The organism is Sporosarcina soli (assembly GCF_042655805.1).
GTDB lineage: Bacteria > Bacillota > Bacilli > Bacillales_A > Planococcaceae > Sporosarcina > Sporosarcina soli.
In genome coordinates, this window is record NZ_JBHSNO010000005.1 from 571,616 (window position 1) to 587,115 (window position 15,500).

14 protein-coding genes and 1 other annotated feature are annotated in these 15,500 nt (G+C 43.8%); of the genes, 5 read left to right on the forward strand and 9 right to left on the reverse strand.

Annotation, left to right across the window (positions count from 1 at the left end):
* Positions 1 to 3: 3 nt before the first annotated feature.
* Positions 4 to 672, reverse strand: coding sequence for a GTP diphosphokinase (gene yjbM / locus ACFPRA_RS07105; RefSeq protein WP_381432114.1), 669 nt, complete (start codon positions 670 to 672; stop codon positions 4 to 6).
* An 18-nt stretch (positions 673 to 690) separates the two neighbouring features.
* On the reverse strand, positions 691 to 1,080 hold the full coding sequence (locus ACFPRA_RS07110; RefSeq protein WP_381432116.1) for a UPF0738 family protein: 390 nt from the start codon (positions 1,078 to 1,080) through the stop codon (positions 691 to 693).
* Positions 1,081 to 1,227: 147 nt separating this feature from the next.
* On the opposite strand from ACFPRA_RS07110, the gene ACFPRA_RS07115 reads away from it, so the two are divergent.
* From ACFPRA_RS07115 to ACFPRA_RS07125, 3 genes are all read left to right on the forward strand, one after another.
* Positions 1,228 to 1,914, forward strand: coding sequence for a lytic transglycosylase domain-containing protein (locus tag ACFPRA_RS07115; protein ID WP_381432118.1), 687 nt, complete (start codon positions 1,228 to 1,230; stop codon positions 1,912 to 1,914).
* Between the two features lie 103 nt (positions 1,915 to 2,017).
* Positions 2,018 to 2,413, forward strand: coding sequence for a globin domain-containing protein (locus ACFPRA_RS07120; RefSeq protein ID WP_239389039.1), 396 nt, complete (start codon positions 2,018 to 2,020; stop codon positions 2,411 to 2,413).
* Entirely contained in the window at positions 2,410 to 3,216 is an 807-nt protein-coding gene (locus ACFPRA_RS07125) for a DsbA family protein (protein ID WP_381432120.1), read from the forward strand. Before ACFPRA_RS07120 ends, ACFPRA_RS07125 begins: the two co-directional genes overlap by 4 nt.
* A gap of 654 nt (positions 3,217 to 3,870) precedes the next feature.
* Here the strand turns inward: ACFPRA_RS07125 and pepF are convergent.
* From pepF to spxA, 4 genes are all read right to left on the reverse strand, one after another.
* Positions 3,871 to 5,691, reverse strand: a complete 1,821-nt coding sequence (gene pepF / locus ACFPRA_RS07130) for an oligoendopeptidase F (RefSeq protein ID WP_381432122.1) — start codon at positions 5,689 to 5,691, stop codon at positions 3,871 to 3,873.
* 50 nt (positions 5,692 to 5,741) lie between these two features.
* The gene (locus tag ACFPRA_RS07135) at positions 5,742 to 6,887 is read right to left on the reverse strand and encodes a competence protein CoiA (protein ID WP_381434788.1); all 1,146 of its coding nucleotides are present in this window, start codon (positions 6,885 to 6,887) and stop codon (positions 5,742 to 5,744) included.
* Positions 6,888 to 7,251: 364 nt separating this feature from the next.
* Complete coding sequence (gene mecA / locus ACFPRA_RS07140) at positions 7,252 to 7,911, reverse strand: adaptor protein MecA (protein WP_381432124.1); 660 nt, start codon at positions 7,909 to 7,911, stop codon at positions 7,252 to 7,254.
* Between the two features lie 251 nt (positions 7,912 to 8,162).
* Positions 8,163 to 8,558, reverse strand: a complete 396-nt coding sequence (spxA, locus tag ACFPRA_RS07145) for a transcriptional regulator SpxA (RefSeq protein ID WP_186669618.1) — start codon at positions 8,556 to 8,558, stop codon at positions 8,163 to 8,165.
* A gap of 473 nt (positions 8,559 to 9,031) precedes the next feature.
* Positions 9,032 to 9,277, forward strand: a binding site (T-box leader).
* Between the two features lie 55 nt (positions 9,278 to 9,332).
* Here spxA and trpS point away from each other — a divergent pair.
* Entirely contained in the window at positions 9,333 to 10,319 is a 987-nt protein-coding gene (trpS, locus tag ACFPRA_RS07150; protein WP_381432126.1) for a tryptophan--tRNA ligase, read from the forward strand.
* Positions 10,320 to 10,812: 493 nt separating this feature from the next.
* Here the strand turns inward: trpS and fabF are convergent, their stop codons facing one another.
* On the reverse strand, positions 10,813 to 12,048 hold the full coding sequence (fabF, locus tag ACFPRA_RS07155; protein WP_381432128.1) for a beta-ketoacyl-ACP synthase II: 1,236 nt from the start codon (positions 12,046 to 12,048) through the stop codon (positions 10,813 to 10,815).
* A 76-nt stretch (positions 12,049 to 12,124) separates the two neighbouring features.
* Positions 12,125 to 13,057 carry a beta-ketoacyl-ACP synthase III gene (locus ACFPRA_RS07160; protein WP_381432130.1) on the reverse strand — a complete coding sequence of 311 codons (933 nt, stop codon included), beginning with the start codon at positions 13,055 to 13,057 and terminating at the stop codon, positions 12,125 to 12,127.
* A 186-nt stretch (positions 13,058 to 13,243) separates the two neighbouring features.
* Here ACFPRA_RS07160 and ACFPRA_RS07165 point away from each other — a divergent pair, with 186 nt between their 5' ends.
* A complete protein-coding gene (locus ACFPRA_RS07165; RefSeq protein WP_381432132.1) occupies positions 13,244 to 13,426 on the forward strand; it encodes a DUF2929 family protein in 183 nt (60 codons plus the stop codon).
* Between the two features lie 318 nt (positions 13,427 to 13,744).
* Here the strand turns inward: ACFPRA_RS07165 and ACFPRA_RS07170 are convergent, their stop codons facing one another.
* Positions 13,745 to 15,493: a methyl-accepting chemotaxis protein gene (locus tag ACFPRA_RS07170; RefSeq protein ID WP_381432134.1), complete on the reverse strand. Its 1,749-nt coding sequence runs from the start codon at positions 15,491 to 15,493 to the stop codon at positions 13,745 to 13,747.
* Positions 15,494 to 15,500 lie beyond the last annotated feature (7 nt).

Below are 15,500 nucleotides of genomic sequence, written 5' to 3' on the forward strand. Positions count from 1 at the left end.
TCATTACCTCTTTTTCCATTTCTTTTTCTCGTAACTTCTTGTGGCTGTTTCTTTAAACGCACTGAAATACTGCTGTGCGTCTTGGATTTCATCACGGATTTGTGACATTTCTTCATCGAGTTGAAAGGCTGCTTCGGCTGCCCGTTCCAGCCGATGCCTAATTTCATCTGGCATTTCACCTTCGTACTTATAGTTTAAGGAGTGTTCGATAGATGCCCAGAAGTTCATCGCCAACGTCCGAATCTGGATTTCCGCCAAAATCGATATTTCCCCATGAATCGTCTGAACCGGATAATTGATAATCATATGGTAAGAGCGGTATCCACTCGGTTTTTTATTAGAAATATAGTCCCGCTCTTCGATTATTTCAAGATCTTTCCGCTTGCGCAATGTCTCGACAACCTTCTCGATATCATCCACAAATTGACACATGATCCGTACACCTGCAATATCAGGCAATTCTGTAGCAAGTTCGGCTGATGGCTCAAATGGAATGCCTTTTTCAAGTGTACGATCATAGATACTCGCCAACGGCTTCACTCTGCCCGTTACAAATTCAACCGGTGTATGTACATCTTCCAGCTCATACTGAGCACGCAATCCTTTCAACTTCACTTTCAATTCATCTACCGCTTGTTTGTATGGTGCAAGAAATTGATTCCACTGCCTCATCCGAATCCCTCCTAGCCGTTATTCCGCGTTTTGAAGTATCGAACTGAATGTTTGTTCAACAGCTGTCGAGAAGCTTTCCCCATAATTATCATTACCCTCAATATTGAAAATCAACATCGTTAGCTCTTCCTTAAAACCGTTCAATGTCACTTCTCCGTCGTCCCATGAAAGAATAGGGTCTACATCCGCTTTCAAAGCCTCCACCATCATCGGCCAAACTGCTTGTGGAAAATGATAATAGGTGTAGCCATCCTCAACATCAAACAAATAGACAAATGAAAATTCATCGCTATCCGTGATCATTTTTCCCGCGGGCTTCCCTTCAGGTGCCTTCGTCTTTTCTGCTACTGTAAAATGGACGTGATCTCCATTCAAATTTGCATGGTTGATTTGATTTAAATTGCTCACAATCTTTTCTTCCCTTCACCTGTCATTACGTTTAGTCTACCATATGATCCGCGCCCTTGCAGTTTAGAATATGCGTTTTTCAGTGGAAATTGGTATAATAGATATGCGGAATCGCTTGACCTAATCAAACGCTTGAAGCAGAAAGGAATGTTTGTCATCGATACGCGTACAATCCGTACTTTGATGGAGCTCAATGCAATGCAATCTTTCGGAGCTGTCCAGTCATACGCGGAGTCAAACTCCCCCTCTTCCATGTTCAATAGCATGCTGGAAGAGCTGTTAGGTAGCTCCACCATCACGGACACCTTATCCTCATCGTACAATGGACAGCATACAGCGCTTGAAAGCTTGCATTATACTGGTAGTCAACAAGTATTTGTACCCACCTCCTTGCAAACTGCTCTAATGGCGACAACTGAAACCAAAAGCGGTTCAGCTTCGATCGGGCAAAGCTCCATCGGAAGCTATGAAACCATTATTCGACAAGCTGCTGAAAGATATGGGATTCCTGACAAACTAATCGCTGCAATCATTAAACAGGAGTCGAATTTCAATAATCATGTAGTCAGTCGTGCCGGCGCACAAGGACTTATGCAACTTATGCCAGGAACAGCCAAGTTCCTCGGTGTAGCAGATAGTTTCGACCCAGCCCAGAACATCATGGGCGGTACTAAATATTTAAGACAAATGCTTGATCAGTTCGGTGGAGATATTCAATTAGCACTTGCCGCCTATAATGCAGGACCCGGAAACGTTAAAAAATATGGGGGAATTCCTCCCTTTAAAGAAACAGAGCAATATGTCAGCAAAGTGCTAAACTACTATCGGATTTAGATTTTCCTAACCATTTTGCAATGGATGTCCAAGCGGTTTATTTGTGAAAATCCCGACAGGTTGGTAGAATGTCCATACAGTCAGAACAAAGGAGATTGACATGATGATGCGAAAACCTTTGATCCCTTATGAGGAGATCGGTGCTGAGAAATTATCGGAACTCATCGACCTGTTTTACGAAAAAGTGGCCGTACACCCGGACCTGTATCCGATTTTCCCGAAAGACCTGACAGAAACAGCACGTAAACAAAAACAATTTCAAACCCAATATTTAGGTGGACCCAATTTATATACAGAAGAACATGGTCACCCTATGATGAAAGCTCGCCATATGCCTTTCCCGATTTCGCCGGTTCAAGCGGAAGCGTGGCTTGCCTGTATGGCTGAAGCGATGGACGAAGTCGGACTAGAAGGGAAATTTCGTGAGACGTACTACAAACGCCTCGTCTTAACTGCTCATCATATGGTGAACAGAAGCGGGGAGGAGAAGTATACGTGAACAAGCGAACTCTATTGGAAAATCCAATCAGTCCTTCAACGTTAACTAGACCCATTGAATTATATGTATTTGTTGACCCACTCTGTGGGGAGTGCTGGTCAATCCAACCACTCCTTCGAAAATTACAAGTTGAATATGAGCGCTATTTTACACTTCGGATCGCCCTGCGCTCTTCTTTACCGATCATGAATTCAAAATGTACTCAAAAAGTGGAAGATACACTCGCTTGCGAGCAAACACATTCCACTTTTCCTTCGATCGCTGTCAAAGCAGCTGAATTCCAAGGTAAACGAGCAGGGTTTCGTTTTTTGAGCAAAATGTTGGAATATTCCTTTTTAAAATCACGCGATGTGACGTCTTTTTCCGTACTTGTTGAAATTGCTCAAAAGGTAAACCTTGATGTCGATGAGTTCATTCGTGATTTTTCTTCCAAGAATGTCTTGCGTTCCTTGCAGGTCGACTTGTATATGTCAAAAGAAATGGAAGTTGAACATGCTCCGACATTTGTATTTTTCAACGAGAATATAGAAGACGAAGGGCTAAAAGTGAGCGGTCTGTATGGATATGAAGTGTACGAACAAATCTTAGAGGAATTGCTTGATGAATCGATTATTCCTGACTTACCGCCTTCCCTCGATGATTTGTTCCACCGTTTCGATACACTGACAACAGCGGAAATCGCAGATATTTACAATCTTCCCGAACGTTCCGCAGAACGCGAACTAAAAAAACGCCTGCTCCAACAACATGTCGAAAGAGTGACAATCGAAGACATTACGTTATGGCGAAAAAAACAAAAATAATATCATAAAAAAACTTCCTCACTCAAAAATCGGTGAGGAAGTTTTTTTATGTATATGCTGTAAAATTAAAAATTCCTTCAGCCTGATTGAAAACGCTTGTCACGTAGAAGTCAGGCTAAGTACGCGACGTCCTGTCGCAACGCATGCATGACTCGCATCCTGCGAGCCCGCGCGAAGTCTTGCGAAGACGCGAATAGTACTAAGGTTCATGAGCGGACGAGCGATTAATGAAGGCATCCTAAAGGCGCCGCGTCCTGCGGCATCGGATGCATGACCTACTTCCTGTAGGCCTCAACAACGGATGCAAGCGTTTGTCAACAGGCTGAACGAAAAGAGCATCCGACTCCTGGGGGGGAGTGGATGCTCTTTTACAAAGGGAATGGGAGAAATGTTCACGTTCAAACAAAAGGGGTGTATGTTTGGTATGTGATTTATTTCACATCCTTACTTTATCATAAAATAATAGTACCATCAACTTTTCACAAGGAATTTCACATGACTGTCACAAAAAGCGTTTACATTTGGAGAATCATTCCTCTTTTTGTCGTTTCATGACCTATCATGACAAAAAAGCTCCTCTGAATTCCCCTCACCTTCCTAAAAAAAGGGTCCTAACCGTCACGCATGACGTCGGACCCTTTCGGTACTCAAATCTTATTTATTCAATAGGAGTGATTCAAGCTCGTTTAATTTCTCTTCAAAGACTCGGCAGGCTTCTTCAATTGGCGCTACGCTCGTCATATCTACCCCGGCTTTTTTTAGCACTTCAATTGGGTAATCGGATGAACCGGCTTTTAGGAAGTAATTGATGTACCGGTCGACTGCCGGCTTCCCTTCCGTCAAGATTTGATTGCTAAGTGAAACGGCTGCACTATAGCCGGTCGCATACTGATACACATAATAATTATAATAGAAATGTGGGATTCGGGCCCATTCGAGTCCAATCTCTTCGTCAACGACCAAATCCTCCCCGAAATACTTCTTATTCAGTGCGTAATACTCTTCTGTCAATTTTTCGGCGGTTAAAGGAATTCCCTGTTGGTCAAGCTCGTGGATTTTATGTTCGAATTCCGCAAACATCGTTTGGCGAAAAACTGTGCCTCGGAATCCGTCCAACCAATTATTTAACAGATAAATCCGTTTCTGCTCATCATCGATTGTTTTCAATAAATGATCATTCAAAAGAGCCTCGTTCACCGTAGAAGCCACTTCCGCGACAAATATGGAATAACCGCTATAAATGAATGGCTGTGTTTTTCTGGAATAATAACTGTGTACACTATGGCCAAACTCATGGGCGAGTGTAAAGAGGTTATTCACATTGTCTTGCCAATTCATGAGAATATATGGATTTGTTCCGTAAGTACCGGAAGAATAGGCGCCAGAACGTTTCCCTTTGTTTTCACGGACATCGACCCAGCGGTTTTCCAGCCCTTCTTTGACGATAGATACATATTCATCGCCTAACGGGTGGAAACTATCCAACATCGTCTTCGTCGCTTCGTCATACGTAATTTCCATCTTCACATCTTGAACGAGCGGGGCGTATAGATCCCACATATGCAAATCCTCTAATTCGAACATCTTTTTTCGAAGAGCTACGTACCGTTGCAATAAATGAACATTCTTATTGATCGTCGCGATCAGGTTATCATACACTTGTTCAGGAATATGATTATTGGACATTGCCGCTTCCCGCGCAGATGCATAGTTCCGGATGCGCGCATTGACATTATTCCCTTTGACATTCCCCGATAGCGTAGTAGCGAATGTATTTTTGAATTCTCCGTACTTGGAATACATGGCCATAAAGGCATCTTCGCGTACACGTCGATCATCACTTTCCAAGAAGCGGATATAACGGCCATGCGATAATTCAACTTCTTCCCCATTTTCATCTTTGACAGTTGGGAATGTTAAGTCTGCATTATTCAACATGCTGAACGTTGCCGAAGCATTGCTCGTTACTTCTGATAATTGCGCGATCAATGCTTCTTGCTCCGCCGGCAAAACATGCGGGCGTTGCGTATTGACCTCTTCAAATTCCTGTTTATAAAGTTTTAACTCATCATATTCTTCGACGAATTTATCCAATTCATCTTCATCGATGGCCAAAAGCTCTGGAAGGAAGTAGGACAGAGCTGTCGATACTTTTACGTAGAGTGATTTGATACGGCTATCCATGGCCTGATAGAAGCTATTTGTCGTATCCTGGTCGCTCTTCAAGTGCGCATACGTATAAAGTCTGCGCAATCTCTCAGACAAGGTATCACGATACGTCAAGGCTTCAAAAAGGGTCTCTGCTCCATGATGAAGCGTCCCTTTATAGGATTCAGCCTTTTTTGCAAGTTCCTCCACTTCAGCAAACTCTTTTTCCCATACCTCATCTGTGGCAAAGATATCCTCTAGGCGCCATGTTTCCTCCACTTTTACTTCATCGCGGGCTAATACTTTCTTATTCGTTTCAGTTGACATGTATTATCTCCCTTCGCTTTTATTTCGGATAACGAATCAGACCTATTTTCTCAATTTTCACTTCCCTTTGCAAGGAATCTTGCTGCTATGAAGGCATATATGCTTTGTTCGTCGATGCTGTTAGGATTATGGAATGGGACAATGCCGGCTGTAAGAAGGAAATCACGATAGGCTAAACAGGCATGCTCCTTCCTTTCGGATAGTTGCCCAATTCGGGCGAGATACTTTCTAACATGAGCTTGTGACAAATTATTTAAACTGATTCCTTGCCGTCTCATATAATAAAGCAATGCCAATTGCCACTCACAATCATGTTCCCGGAATGCATCACTTCCTCTCACGGGCACGCCGATCCATAACGGAAGTTCGGTTGGTAAAAGGCGTAATTCATAACAGATCCGTAAAAAAGAATTGCGGATCCCTTTCCGATTCAATAGTATGCGTGATTGCAAAAATTGGTTGCGCAACGATAAATAGATCGTCGTGTATTTTTGTAAGTCTTCTGCAGTGGGTGTTTTCGGGCGCGCAAAGGGAAAGATTTGCATCGAACTCGATAATGTTCGATGAATGCCGATATGGCGATTTCCTACTACATGGAATAAGCTACTGTAATAATGGAAGCGTTCTGTTTGGGGATTATACGTCAGAAGGACACGGCCTTCAGGGGAATGACGGGTCAAAAAATGTTCATCAAAATGGGATAAATGAAAAATACCAATACCTTGTGGAATACCAACAAATTTTTCGGGCGTACGCAAAATCCAAACGGGATCCATCCCTATGCTTCGGTAGCCCGATGAGCGGGCTTCCATATCAGCGACAGGGATTGTACTGCATTGGAATTCGATAGGGATTCGCTTATTTCTATTAATGACAAGGAGATCTGGACGCTGGGCCAACATTTTAAAATACGGTTCGAGTTCAACGTGGTCTGCATGTTGTTGAAAAAATAAATACAATTGTTGTTTCCCTTGGAGATGATCTTTGGATTCACCTTCTGAAAAGAAACTTGGACAGGCTTCATTTTTCTTATGTGCGAAATGAGGCGCCACAATCTCTCCAATTTTCAAGTGGACCGGCTTTTCGCACTGTGGACAATAGAAACTTTGGGATTGTCGCCATTTTTTCAATTGTTCCTTTCGATATGTTTTCGTAAGAACGATCAGTTTCCCTTCTTTTGTTTTAGCTGCGAGTATGAAAGCTCCCTCCTTTCATTTTAATTTTACGAATTTTCCAACCATAAATCAACTATCTCGTTCAAGAACAAAAGTGCAGGGCGCCTGCCTAGACGCGACAGGCGTAAGACGTTAGGAAGGCAGTCTAAATTCGCCGCGTCCTGAAACAAGTGCCTTAATTTCTCCAAAGGACGCAGAAATATGGCCAATCGAACCCTCCGCTGTTCGATTGGCAACGACTGCATGACCCACATCCTGTGGGCCCAAGAGGCGCTTTTTGCCTCACAGTCAAAACGTCTTATGACCCGAGCGTCTGGCGCCCGGAGTCTAGACGACCACAAAAAAACAGCCACCCATTAGGTAGCTGTCCGCAATTCTGTCTATATTATGCTGAAAAATAAGCTTGAATTTTTGAAAAGACATCCTCATCCATAATCAGAGTGCCGTACTCTCTTATGCGATGAATCGTCAAATTGGACGGTGTACCAAACTCAGATAGCACACTGTATAGATCGGATTTCCTTGCATTTTTCATCACTTCATCATCGTATTCCAAATATATATAGTATTTATCTTCATACGAATAGAGCGATGTCTTTACCTCATAGTCAGCCGCTCGTACTGCCAGCGGGATCAGATCGTCGAATTCGTTAAAAACAAACATATTGTCGTTCCATTCAAATGCTCCCCTATCCATCGCCGATGTCGAATTTTCATCATTTTCAAACAATTCATCGTGATGTTGAAACAATTTCCTCGGATCGTCTACTCCAAACGGTGAATCCAACGGTTCGCCGTCCTCAGATAGTTGCGCTCGTGTCACAGTTACTTCGATACCACCGCTCATCGCGTGCACTTGTATCCATAATGGACCTTCAGCCTCAAACTCGGCCTCATCATTGACTTCATCCATCATTTCCCAGAAAAGTTCCTCGCTTTTGTCGCGGTTATACCATACTTCTTCACGGGTGAAGCCCCGCTCTTCAATATCCATATATGAAAGGAAAAACTTAACAGTATTTTCATTAATGCGCTCTATTTCCATCTCTATTCCTCTCCCTTCCTCCAAAACAAGTTTTACTTGTTTCTTTCAATGTTAGTAAACAACCTGCAATGCTTATTCTTACTATATGACCGTCGAACAGGATTTGAAAGGGTTCCGCCTGATGACGAGTAATTTTGATAGTAATAGCATTGTAGAGAACATCCTTCAGGAAAGCAAGAGAAATACAAAAAGCCGATAGGTATAAGGCATTTTACAATGTCTGCTCCTATCAGCCCTACATTATTGTATGTTTAGTTTACCATGCGTCGTGCTTCAAGTAGCTGATAGGCTCTTACTTTTCTTGGTAGGAATCGACGAATCTCATCTTCATTATACCCTACCTGCAGCCTTTTTTCATCCAGAATGATTGGTCTTCTCAATAGACCTGGATGTTCTTGGATCAACTCATAAAGACGTTGTAATGGGAGACTTTCCACATCAACATTTAGCTTTTGGAATATTTTAGATCTTGTTGAAATAATTTCATCCGTACCATCTTCGGTCATACGAAGAATTTCTTTTATCTCATCAATATTCAATGGTTCAGAAAAAATGTTTCGTTCTGTATACGGTATTTCATGCTCCTCCAACCATGCTTTCGCTTTTCTGCATGATGTACAGCTTGGTGAAGTAAATAGTGTAACCATCATATGCTGACACTTCCTTTCAGTCGGCTAAAATGTTTTGACAGCTATTTCTATAGATAAATTAGAATGATTTTAAACTGTTTGCTCCTATTCCTATTATACACATATTCAGAAGCGATGAATACACTTTTTTCAAAAAAACTTACTTAATCATAGGGGATTGTCACAATTCCATAATATAATCAGCTTTTCTGAGGCAATTCATTTTACGATTACTCGTTCATTACTGTTATACCCGTAGATTTAAATGTTTAAACATCTGATTTGTCAAATAAAAAAATTTCTCATTTAGAAACTATCTAATTGAAAAACGGAGTACACTATATAATACGTTTCTAACATGGAAAAGGTTTCACCAACCTTCAAAAAAAGTCCTGAAATCACACACTTTTCAGGGTTTTCCATATTAATATTATAAAGTGTCCTCTTGCAATTTGGACATGACCATATTATAATTTTGGAAACAGTAGAGCGAATTGGCGTTGACGGAAATAGTATGCCGGTCATGTTTCTTGCAGAGAGCCTGTGGTTGGTGTGAACAGGTGGGCAGATCGGAGGAAGTGGGTTCCTGAGCCTGACAGGTGAAGAAGTGAGAAATCATCATGTGAACGGATGATTTCCAGAGTAGCTTGTCACGTCCCCCGCGTTACGGGATTTTAGAGTGGCCTTCGGGCAATTCGGGTGGTACCACGGTTGATCAAACATCAGTCGTCCCTTTCACAGGGGACAGCTGATGTTTTTTTGTATTCAATACACCAATTTGGAGGAGATTTTATGAAAACCATTTTTTCCGGCGTACAGCCGACTGGCGTTGTCACGCTTGGTAACTATATCGGGGCATTCCGCCAATTTACAGAACTGCAACATGAATATGAATGTCTATTTTGCATTGTTGACCAACATGCAATTACCGTACAGCAAGACCCTGCCGAATTAGCAAAAACGATCCGCTCCCTCGCAGCGATCTATATCGCGAGTGGAATCGATCCAGAAAAAGCGGTGCTGTTCATCCAATCAGAAGTCCCTGCACATGCCCAAGCCGGCTGGATGATGCAATGTATTTCCTATATCGGAGAGCTTGAGCGGATGACACAATTCAAAGACAAATCCGAAGGACAGGAGGGAGTTTCATCTGCATTGCTTACCTATCCACCGTTAATGGCTGCCGATATCCTTCTATATAATACAGATATCGTCCCTGTCGGCGATGACCAAAAACAGCATCTGGAACTGACACGTGACTTGGCTGAACGCTTCAACTCAAGATACGGCAAAGTGTTAACCATCCCAGAAGTACGGATCCCGCAAAATGGCGCCCGTATCAAATCCCTTCAGGATCCTTTAAAGAAAATGAGCAAGTCCGATCCGAATAAAAAAGGTACCATCTCCCTGCTTGACACTGCAAAAGAGATCGAGAAGAAAATCAAAAGTGCCGTCACCGATTCCGAGGGCGTTGTCAAATATGATGTAGAAAATAAGCCTGGCGTTTCAAACTTGCTTACCATCGAATCCGCACTAAGTGGCGTGTCGATCGATGATCTTGTTGTGAAATATGAAGGACTGGGCTACGGTGCTTTCAAAACCGGTGTCGCTGAAGCAGTTGTTGCACATTTAACACCGATTCAAGAAAAGTATAATGAGTTACTTGAATCGCCTGTCCTTGATGAAATCCTCGATAAGGGTGCAAATAAAGCCAATGCCATCGCATCCGTCACTGTCGCGAAAATGGAAGCCGCGATGGGACTCGGACGTAGACGGTAAGAATCAGGATGCACGCAGCTATCACAAAGAGGGCAAAATCCGCTGTCCGAAAAATATAACGAAAAATCTCGTTCCACTCATATCCAAGTGCTCTGTAGTTGAAGTAGAAAATCATATTGGAGATCGTGATGACAATGAGTCCATAACTAATGAGAAATAGAAATGTGCGTGTCATTTTGCATCGTCCTTTGGATTTTTTTCGTCTTGACTCCGGGTGCCAGACGCTTGGGTCCATTATATGAAAGCATGGCCCCCTTTTAGACGAAGGGGGCTTCAACCTGTTGTTAGGATCTGGCGCACTTAGGATGAGCACTTGATTACAGGTATGAGCGCTGGAGGCTTGCTTTGATCACCGCATTACTTCTTTGAGCGATGGCGCCTTGCTTTGATCACTGCATTACTTCTTTGAGCGTCGCACTCTAGCTTTAACCCCACCAAAAACGAGTGTCGGCAAAGTCGTAATTTGACTTTGCCGACACTCGTTTTTTCTATCTTATAGTTTCTTGAAGACGATGGATGCATTATGGCCACCGAAGCCGAGTGAGTTACTCATGGCGTAGGTGATATCCGCATTCCGCGCTTCGTTCACAACATAATCGAGGTCGCAATCAGGGTCTGGATTGACATAGTTCATCGTCGGCGGCAAGATGCCTTCCTGTAATGCTTTCACTGTGAAGATCGCTTCCAATCCGCCGGCAGCTCCCAGTAAGTGGCCTGTCATCGATTTTGTCGAACTCATTGCCAGTTTGTAAGCATGTTCACCGAATACAGTTTTGGCTGCCATCGTTTCGAATTGGTCGTTATACGGTGTGCTCGTTCCGTGGGCATTGATATAATCGATTTGATCCGGTGTGATGCCACCATCTGCAATCGCTTGAGCCATTGCACGCGCGCCACCTTCGCCTCCAGGAGCCGGAGCTGTAATATGATGCGCATCTCCCGTGGAACCGTAACCGATCATTTCAGCGTAGATTTTCGCTCCACGTGCCACTGCATGCTCATATTCCTCGAGGATCAGAATTCCAGCTCCTTCCCCGATTACAAACCCGTCACGTTCCGCGTCGAACGGACGTGATGCTGTCGCTGGGTCCGGATTTAAAGATAATGCAGTATTCGCACAGAATCCGGCAACCGACATCGTCGTGATCGGTGCTTCTGCGCCACCTGTGATCATGACGTCCGCTTCCCCGCGCCGTATCACTTCAAATGCATCCCCGATGGAATTCGTACCGGATGCACAAGCCGTTACCGTACAGGAGTTAATGCCTTTTGCTCCGAGATGAATCGATACTTGTCCTGACGCCATATCCGGAATCATCATCGGGACGAAAAACGGACTGACTCGGCGATAGCCTTTTTCAAGGAATGTTTTAAATTGTTGTTCATGTGTTTCCATTCCGCCGATTCCAGAACCGATCCAAACGCCGGTACGAAGAGCCAGCTCACCTTCCAATTCAAGTTCTGCATCTTTCATCGCCATAATTGAGGCGACGAGTGCATAATGCGTGAAGCGATCCATTTTACGTGCATCTTTACGCGGGATGTACGCTTCAATGTCAAAATCCTTCACTTCTGCAGCTACTTTTACAGGAAACTGTTCTTTATCAAGCCTTGTCAATGGACCGATGCCCGATTTACCGGCCAAAACCGATTGCCATGATTCTTCCGCCGAGTTACCGACAGGAGAAATGGCACCGATTCCTGTTACAACTACACGTCGTTTTTCCATTCGCGAAAACTTCCCTTCTCTACTGAATAAAAATGATTCTAATTTTCCGTGTTGAAACTCCATTTATTATAGCATGTCATTTTCCCCATTTGATACAAAGAGCGCCCCATGTCAGGCCTCCGCCGAATCCAACGAGTACAATGATATCATCATCCTTGATTCGATCTTCCGCTAAGTCATCGAAAAGCGAGATCGGGATAGATGCTGCAGATGTATTACCGTATTTATGGATCGTTTTGGACATCTTTTCAATCGGTAAGCCAAGGCGTTCCCGCGACGATTCCATAATTCTGATATTTGCCTGGTGCGGAATTAAGAAATCGACATCTTCCTTTGTCAATCCCGCCTTTTCAATGACACTTTCCGCCGATTCGCCCATTTGACGGACCGCAAACTTGAACACTTCTCGTCCGTTCATGTGGATGTACCGATCTTGATAAAGATGTTTACCGCCCGTTCCATCTGCACCAAGTTCGAATGACAGGATTCCCCGTCCTTCACTCACTTTACTAATGACAGCCGCGCCTGCGCCATCTCCGAAAAGAACCGCCGTATTGCGGTCTTCCCAGTCTGTCACTTTGGATAACTTCTCTACACCCACAACTAGTACATAATCATATGTTCCCGCTTCAACAAAGTGCTTGGCTGTTACAGCACCGTACATGAATCCTGCACAAGCTGCTGAAACATCCATTGCCGCTGCATTTTTTGCACCGAGCCGTTCTTGGATCATTGTTGCAACAGAAGGAAACGGTTTATCCGGCGTAACAGTTGAAACAAGGATAAGCCCGATCTGTTCTGGTTTGATGCCTGCATTGTTCAGTGCATCTACTGCTGCGTTATATGCCATGTCGGATGTGTTGATGGACTCATCCGCAATATGCCTTTCTTCAATACCCGTCATCGTCCGAATCCATTCATCTGATGTATCCATACGCTTTTCAAGGTCCGCATTTGTCAAAATACCTGGCGGCACGTATTTCCCGATGCCTATTAGTCCCGCGTTCATTCCACATCCCCCGTTCTTATCATCTAATATTAGTACCTGGTATCAATCATAAAAGAATTGCAACCATTTTTCAACCCACGGACACTTTTTCGCCAAATAAAGTGTCTTTGTCTGTGGAAAATGGTTTCTCCGACGAACTTGCTGTGATATGATGAACAAAGAAATAGTGATACAGAGGTGAAATCCATGCAATTCATCATGACGTTCATTTGGTCTTTCTTATTAATATCGATGTTGAACTATGTTTCCGGTTCAATTGCCAACGTATCTTTTGAATTTCTTCCCGGCGTAATTATCTCTCTAATTGTTTCTGTGTTTGTCTTTCTCGTCGGCGAATCATTTCCACAAGGCGAAGTTGCAGATCATTAATAAGCGAAGAAAAAACCATCTCCAGGTGTCATGGAAGATGGTTTTTTATCTTCATTCAGTAGAAGACTCCCACCTCTATAGGTGGCGAGATGAATGTAGTTTTGTTTCCTGTTCAGCGGGTATTAAACGCTGGCTGAACGAAGATAAAGCCTCCTGGGCATGTCACAGATTTTGAAGGGAGTTAATTGCGAATCGAACGGCGAAGGGTTCGATTTGCCGTATTTCTGCGTTCTTTGCAGAAATTAAGGCACCAGCGATTAGCAAGCGCAATTCAAAATCTGGACGCAATTACGCCGAGGCGTAATTGATTGTTCATTTTCAGTCAAATTTCTCTAAATCTTTACGAAGTGTCGCTGAAGAGTTATTGAGTAATTGAATCGTTTTGACGAGTAAATCGACGGAGTTCTGTTGAATAGCCGAAGCATCCGCCACCGACTGTGTCCGCCCTGCATTTTCTGTTGCCAAGGACATCACTTCTTCCATCGATGCCAGTACTTCCTCAGAAGCGGCCGACATTTCCTCCGTCACAGCCGATACATCTTGAATTTCCTGGTTGACGTTCCGAACGGTATCAAGCACAGCCGCCAAATCATCGACAACTTGAACGACCGCCTTCGATCCTTCCACCATTCCGGTAGCACTTGTCCCCATTTCAACCATTGCGCTAGAAGTCAATATTTGGAATGACTCAATTTCATCCCGGATCTGTTCTGCAGAGTGACGGGACATTTCTGCAAGCTTCCTAACCTCCCCTGCAACGACTGCAAAGCCTTTCCCGGATTCTCCAGCACGCGCTGCCTCAATGGCTGCATTTAGCGCAAGCAGATTTGTCTGTTCTGCGATATCCGTGATCATGCCGACCATTTCTTCTATCGATTGGAATTTTGTGCCGATATTCCGCATAATCGTTTCGGATTTTTGGACAGTGACCTCCACATCTTTGATCTGACCGACAACTTGTTGTGAATTTGCCACACTTGCGTCCACAAGACCTTCCATGACATCAGATGCTTCTGCAACAGCCGAGGCAGACTCCGCGATTCGATGGATGCCGACAGCCATTTCCTCCACCGCTGTCAACACTTCCCGATTATTCGTCTCCTGCACCTCACTCGTTGTTGCAATTTGCGCCATACTAGCTGTAATTTCATCGTTCGAGCCCCGGACATCATCGACAACTTGTGTCAGTTCCTCCGCCACCGCAAGAAGTGAAATGGCGGTTTTATTCATGTCCGTCATCAGTCCTTTCGTTTGAATCAAGGATTCCGTGAACGCCCCTTTAAAGGACGTGATTTCATTGTTCCCTTTCGCCTGTACGGAAACGAGGGATTCTTCTGCTTTCGTCAAATGACCACCCGCAAATTCCGATGCGACATTTTCCATCTCGCCCAATGGTCGGAGTGCACGGCTGACAAACTGATTCATCAAGTATAATGCAAGCGCGACAATCGCTAAAATAATACCGATATAGAGCGGTAAATTCGATTTCAATATTTCAGCACGAACCGCCCCAACCGAATCGGCTGCAATATCAACACCAACAACCGCAATTCTTTCACCTTGTTCGTTATACAACGGCGCAAACGCGGAGAGATAGCTTCCGTAATCTGGATCTTCGATAATAGGGGCTGCATTCCCTTCTCCTTTTAGCGCACCCTTGATTGTTTCATATGTCGTGAACTCATGTGATTCACCGATCCGGATCGCATCTTCAGCATCCGGATCCGCCGCATCAATGAGAAATTGCACCGGTTCGTCAGGCGAATCCGGAGCGGTCATGGTATAAAGAAACAGTACGCCACTCGTCGTCTGTAATTCCTTCAACTCTGCACGGAGCTTCCAATACAATTCAGATTCCGTCATCTCATTCGTTAGCTGTTCATACTCAGCAGCATTTAGTAAACTCGCAATATGTTGTGCTGTACTAATCCCTTGAAGGCTGATCGACTTCTGGACCGTCTTCGATGTGTTTAAAAATAAAATAATACCGATCGCTATTAAAACAGCTACCATAGTCCCAACAACAAATAGCGTTATTTGCCGACTTAATGAAGCTCTTCCTTTCATCCGATCA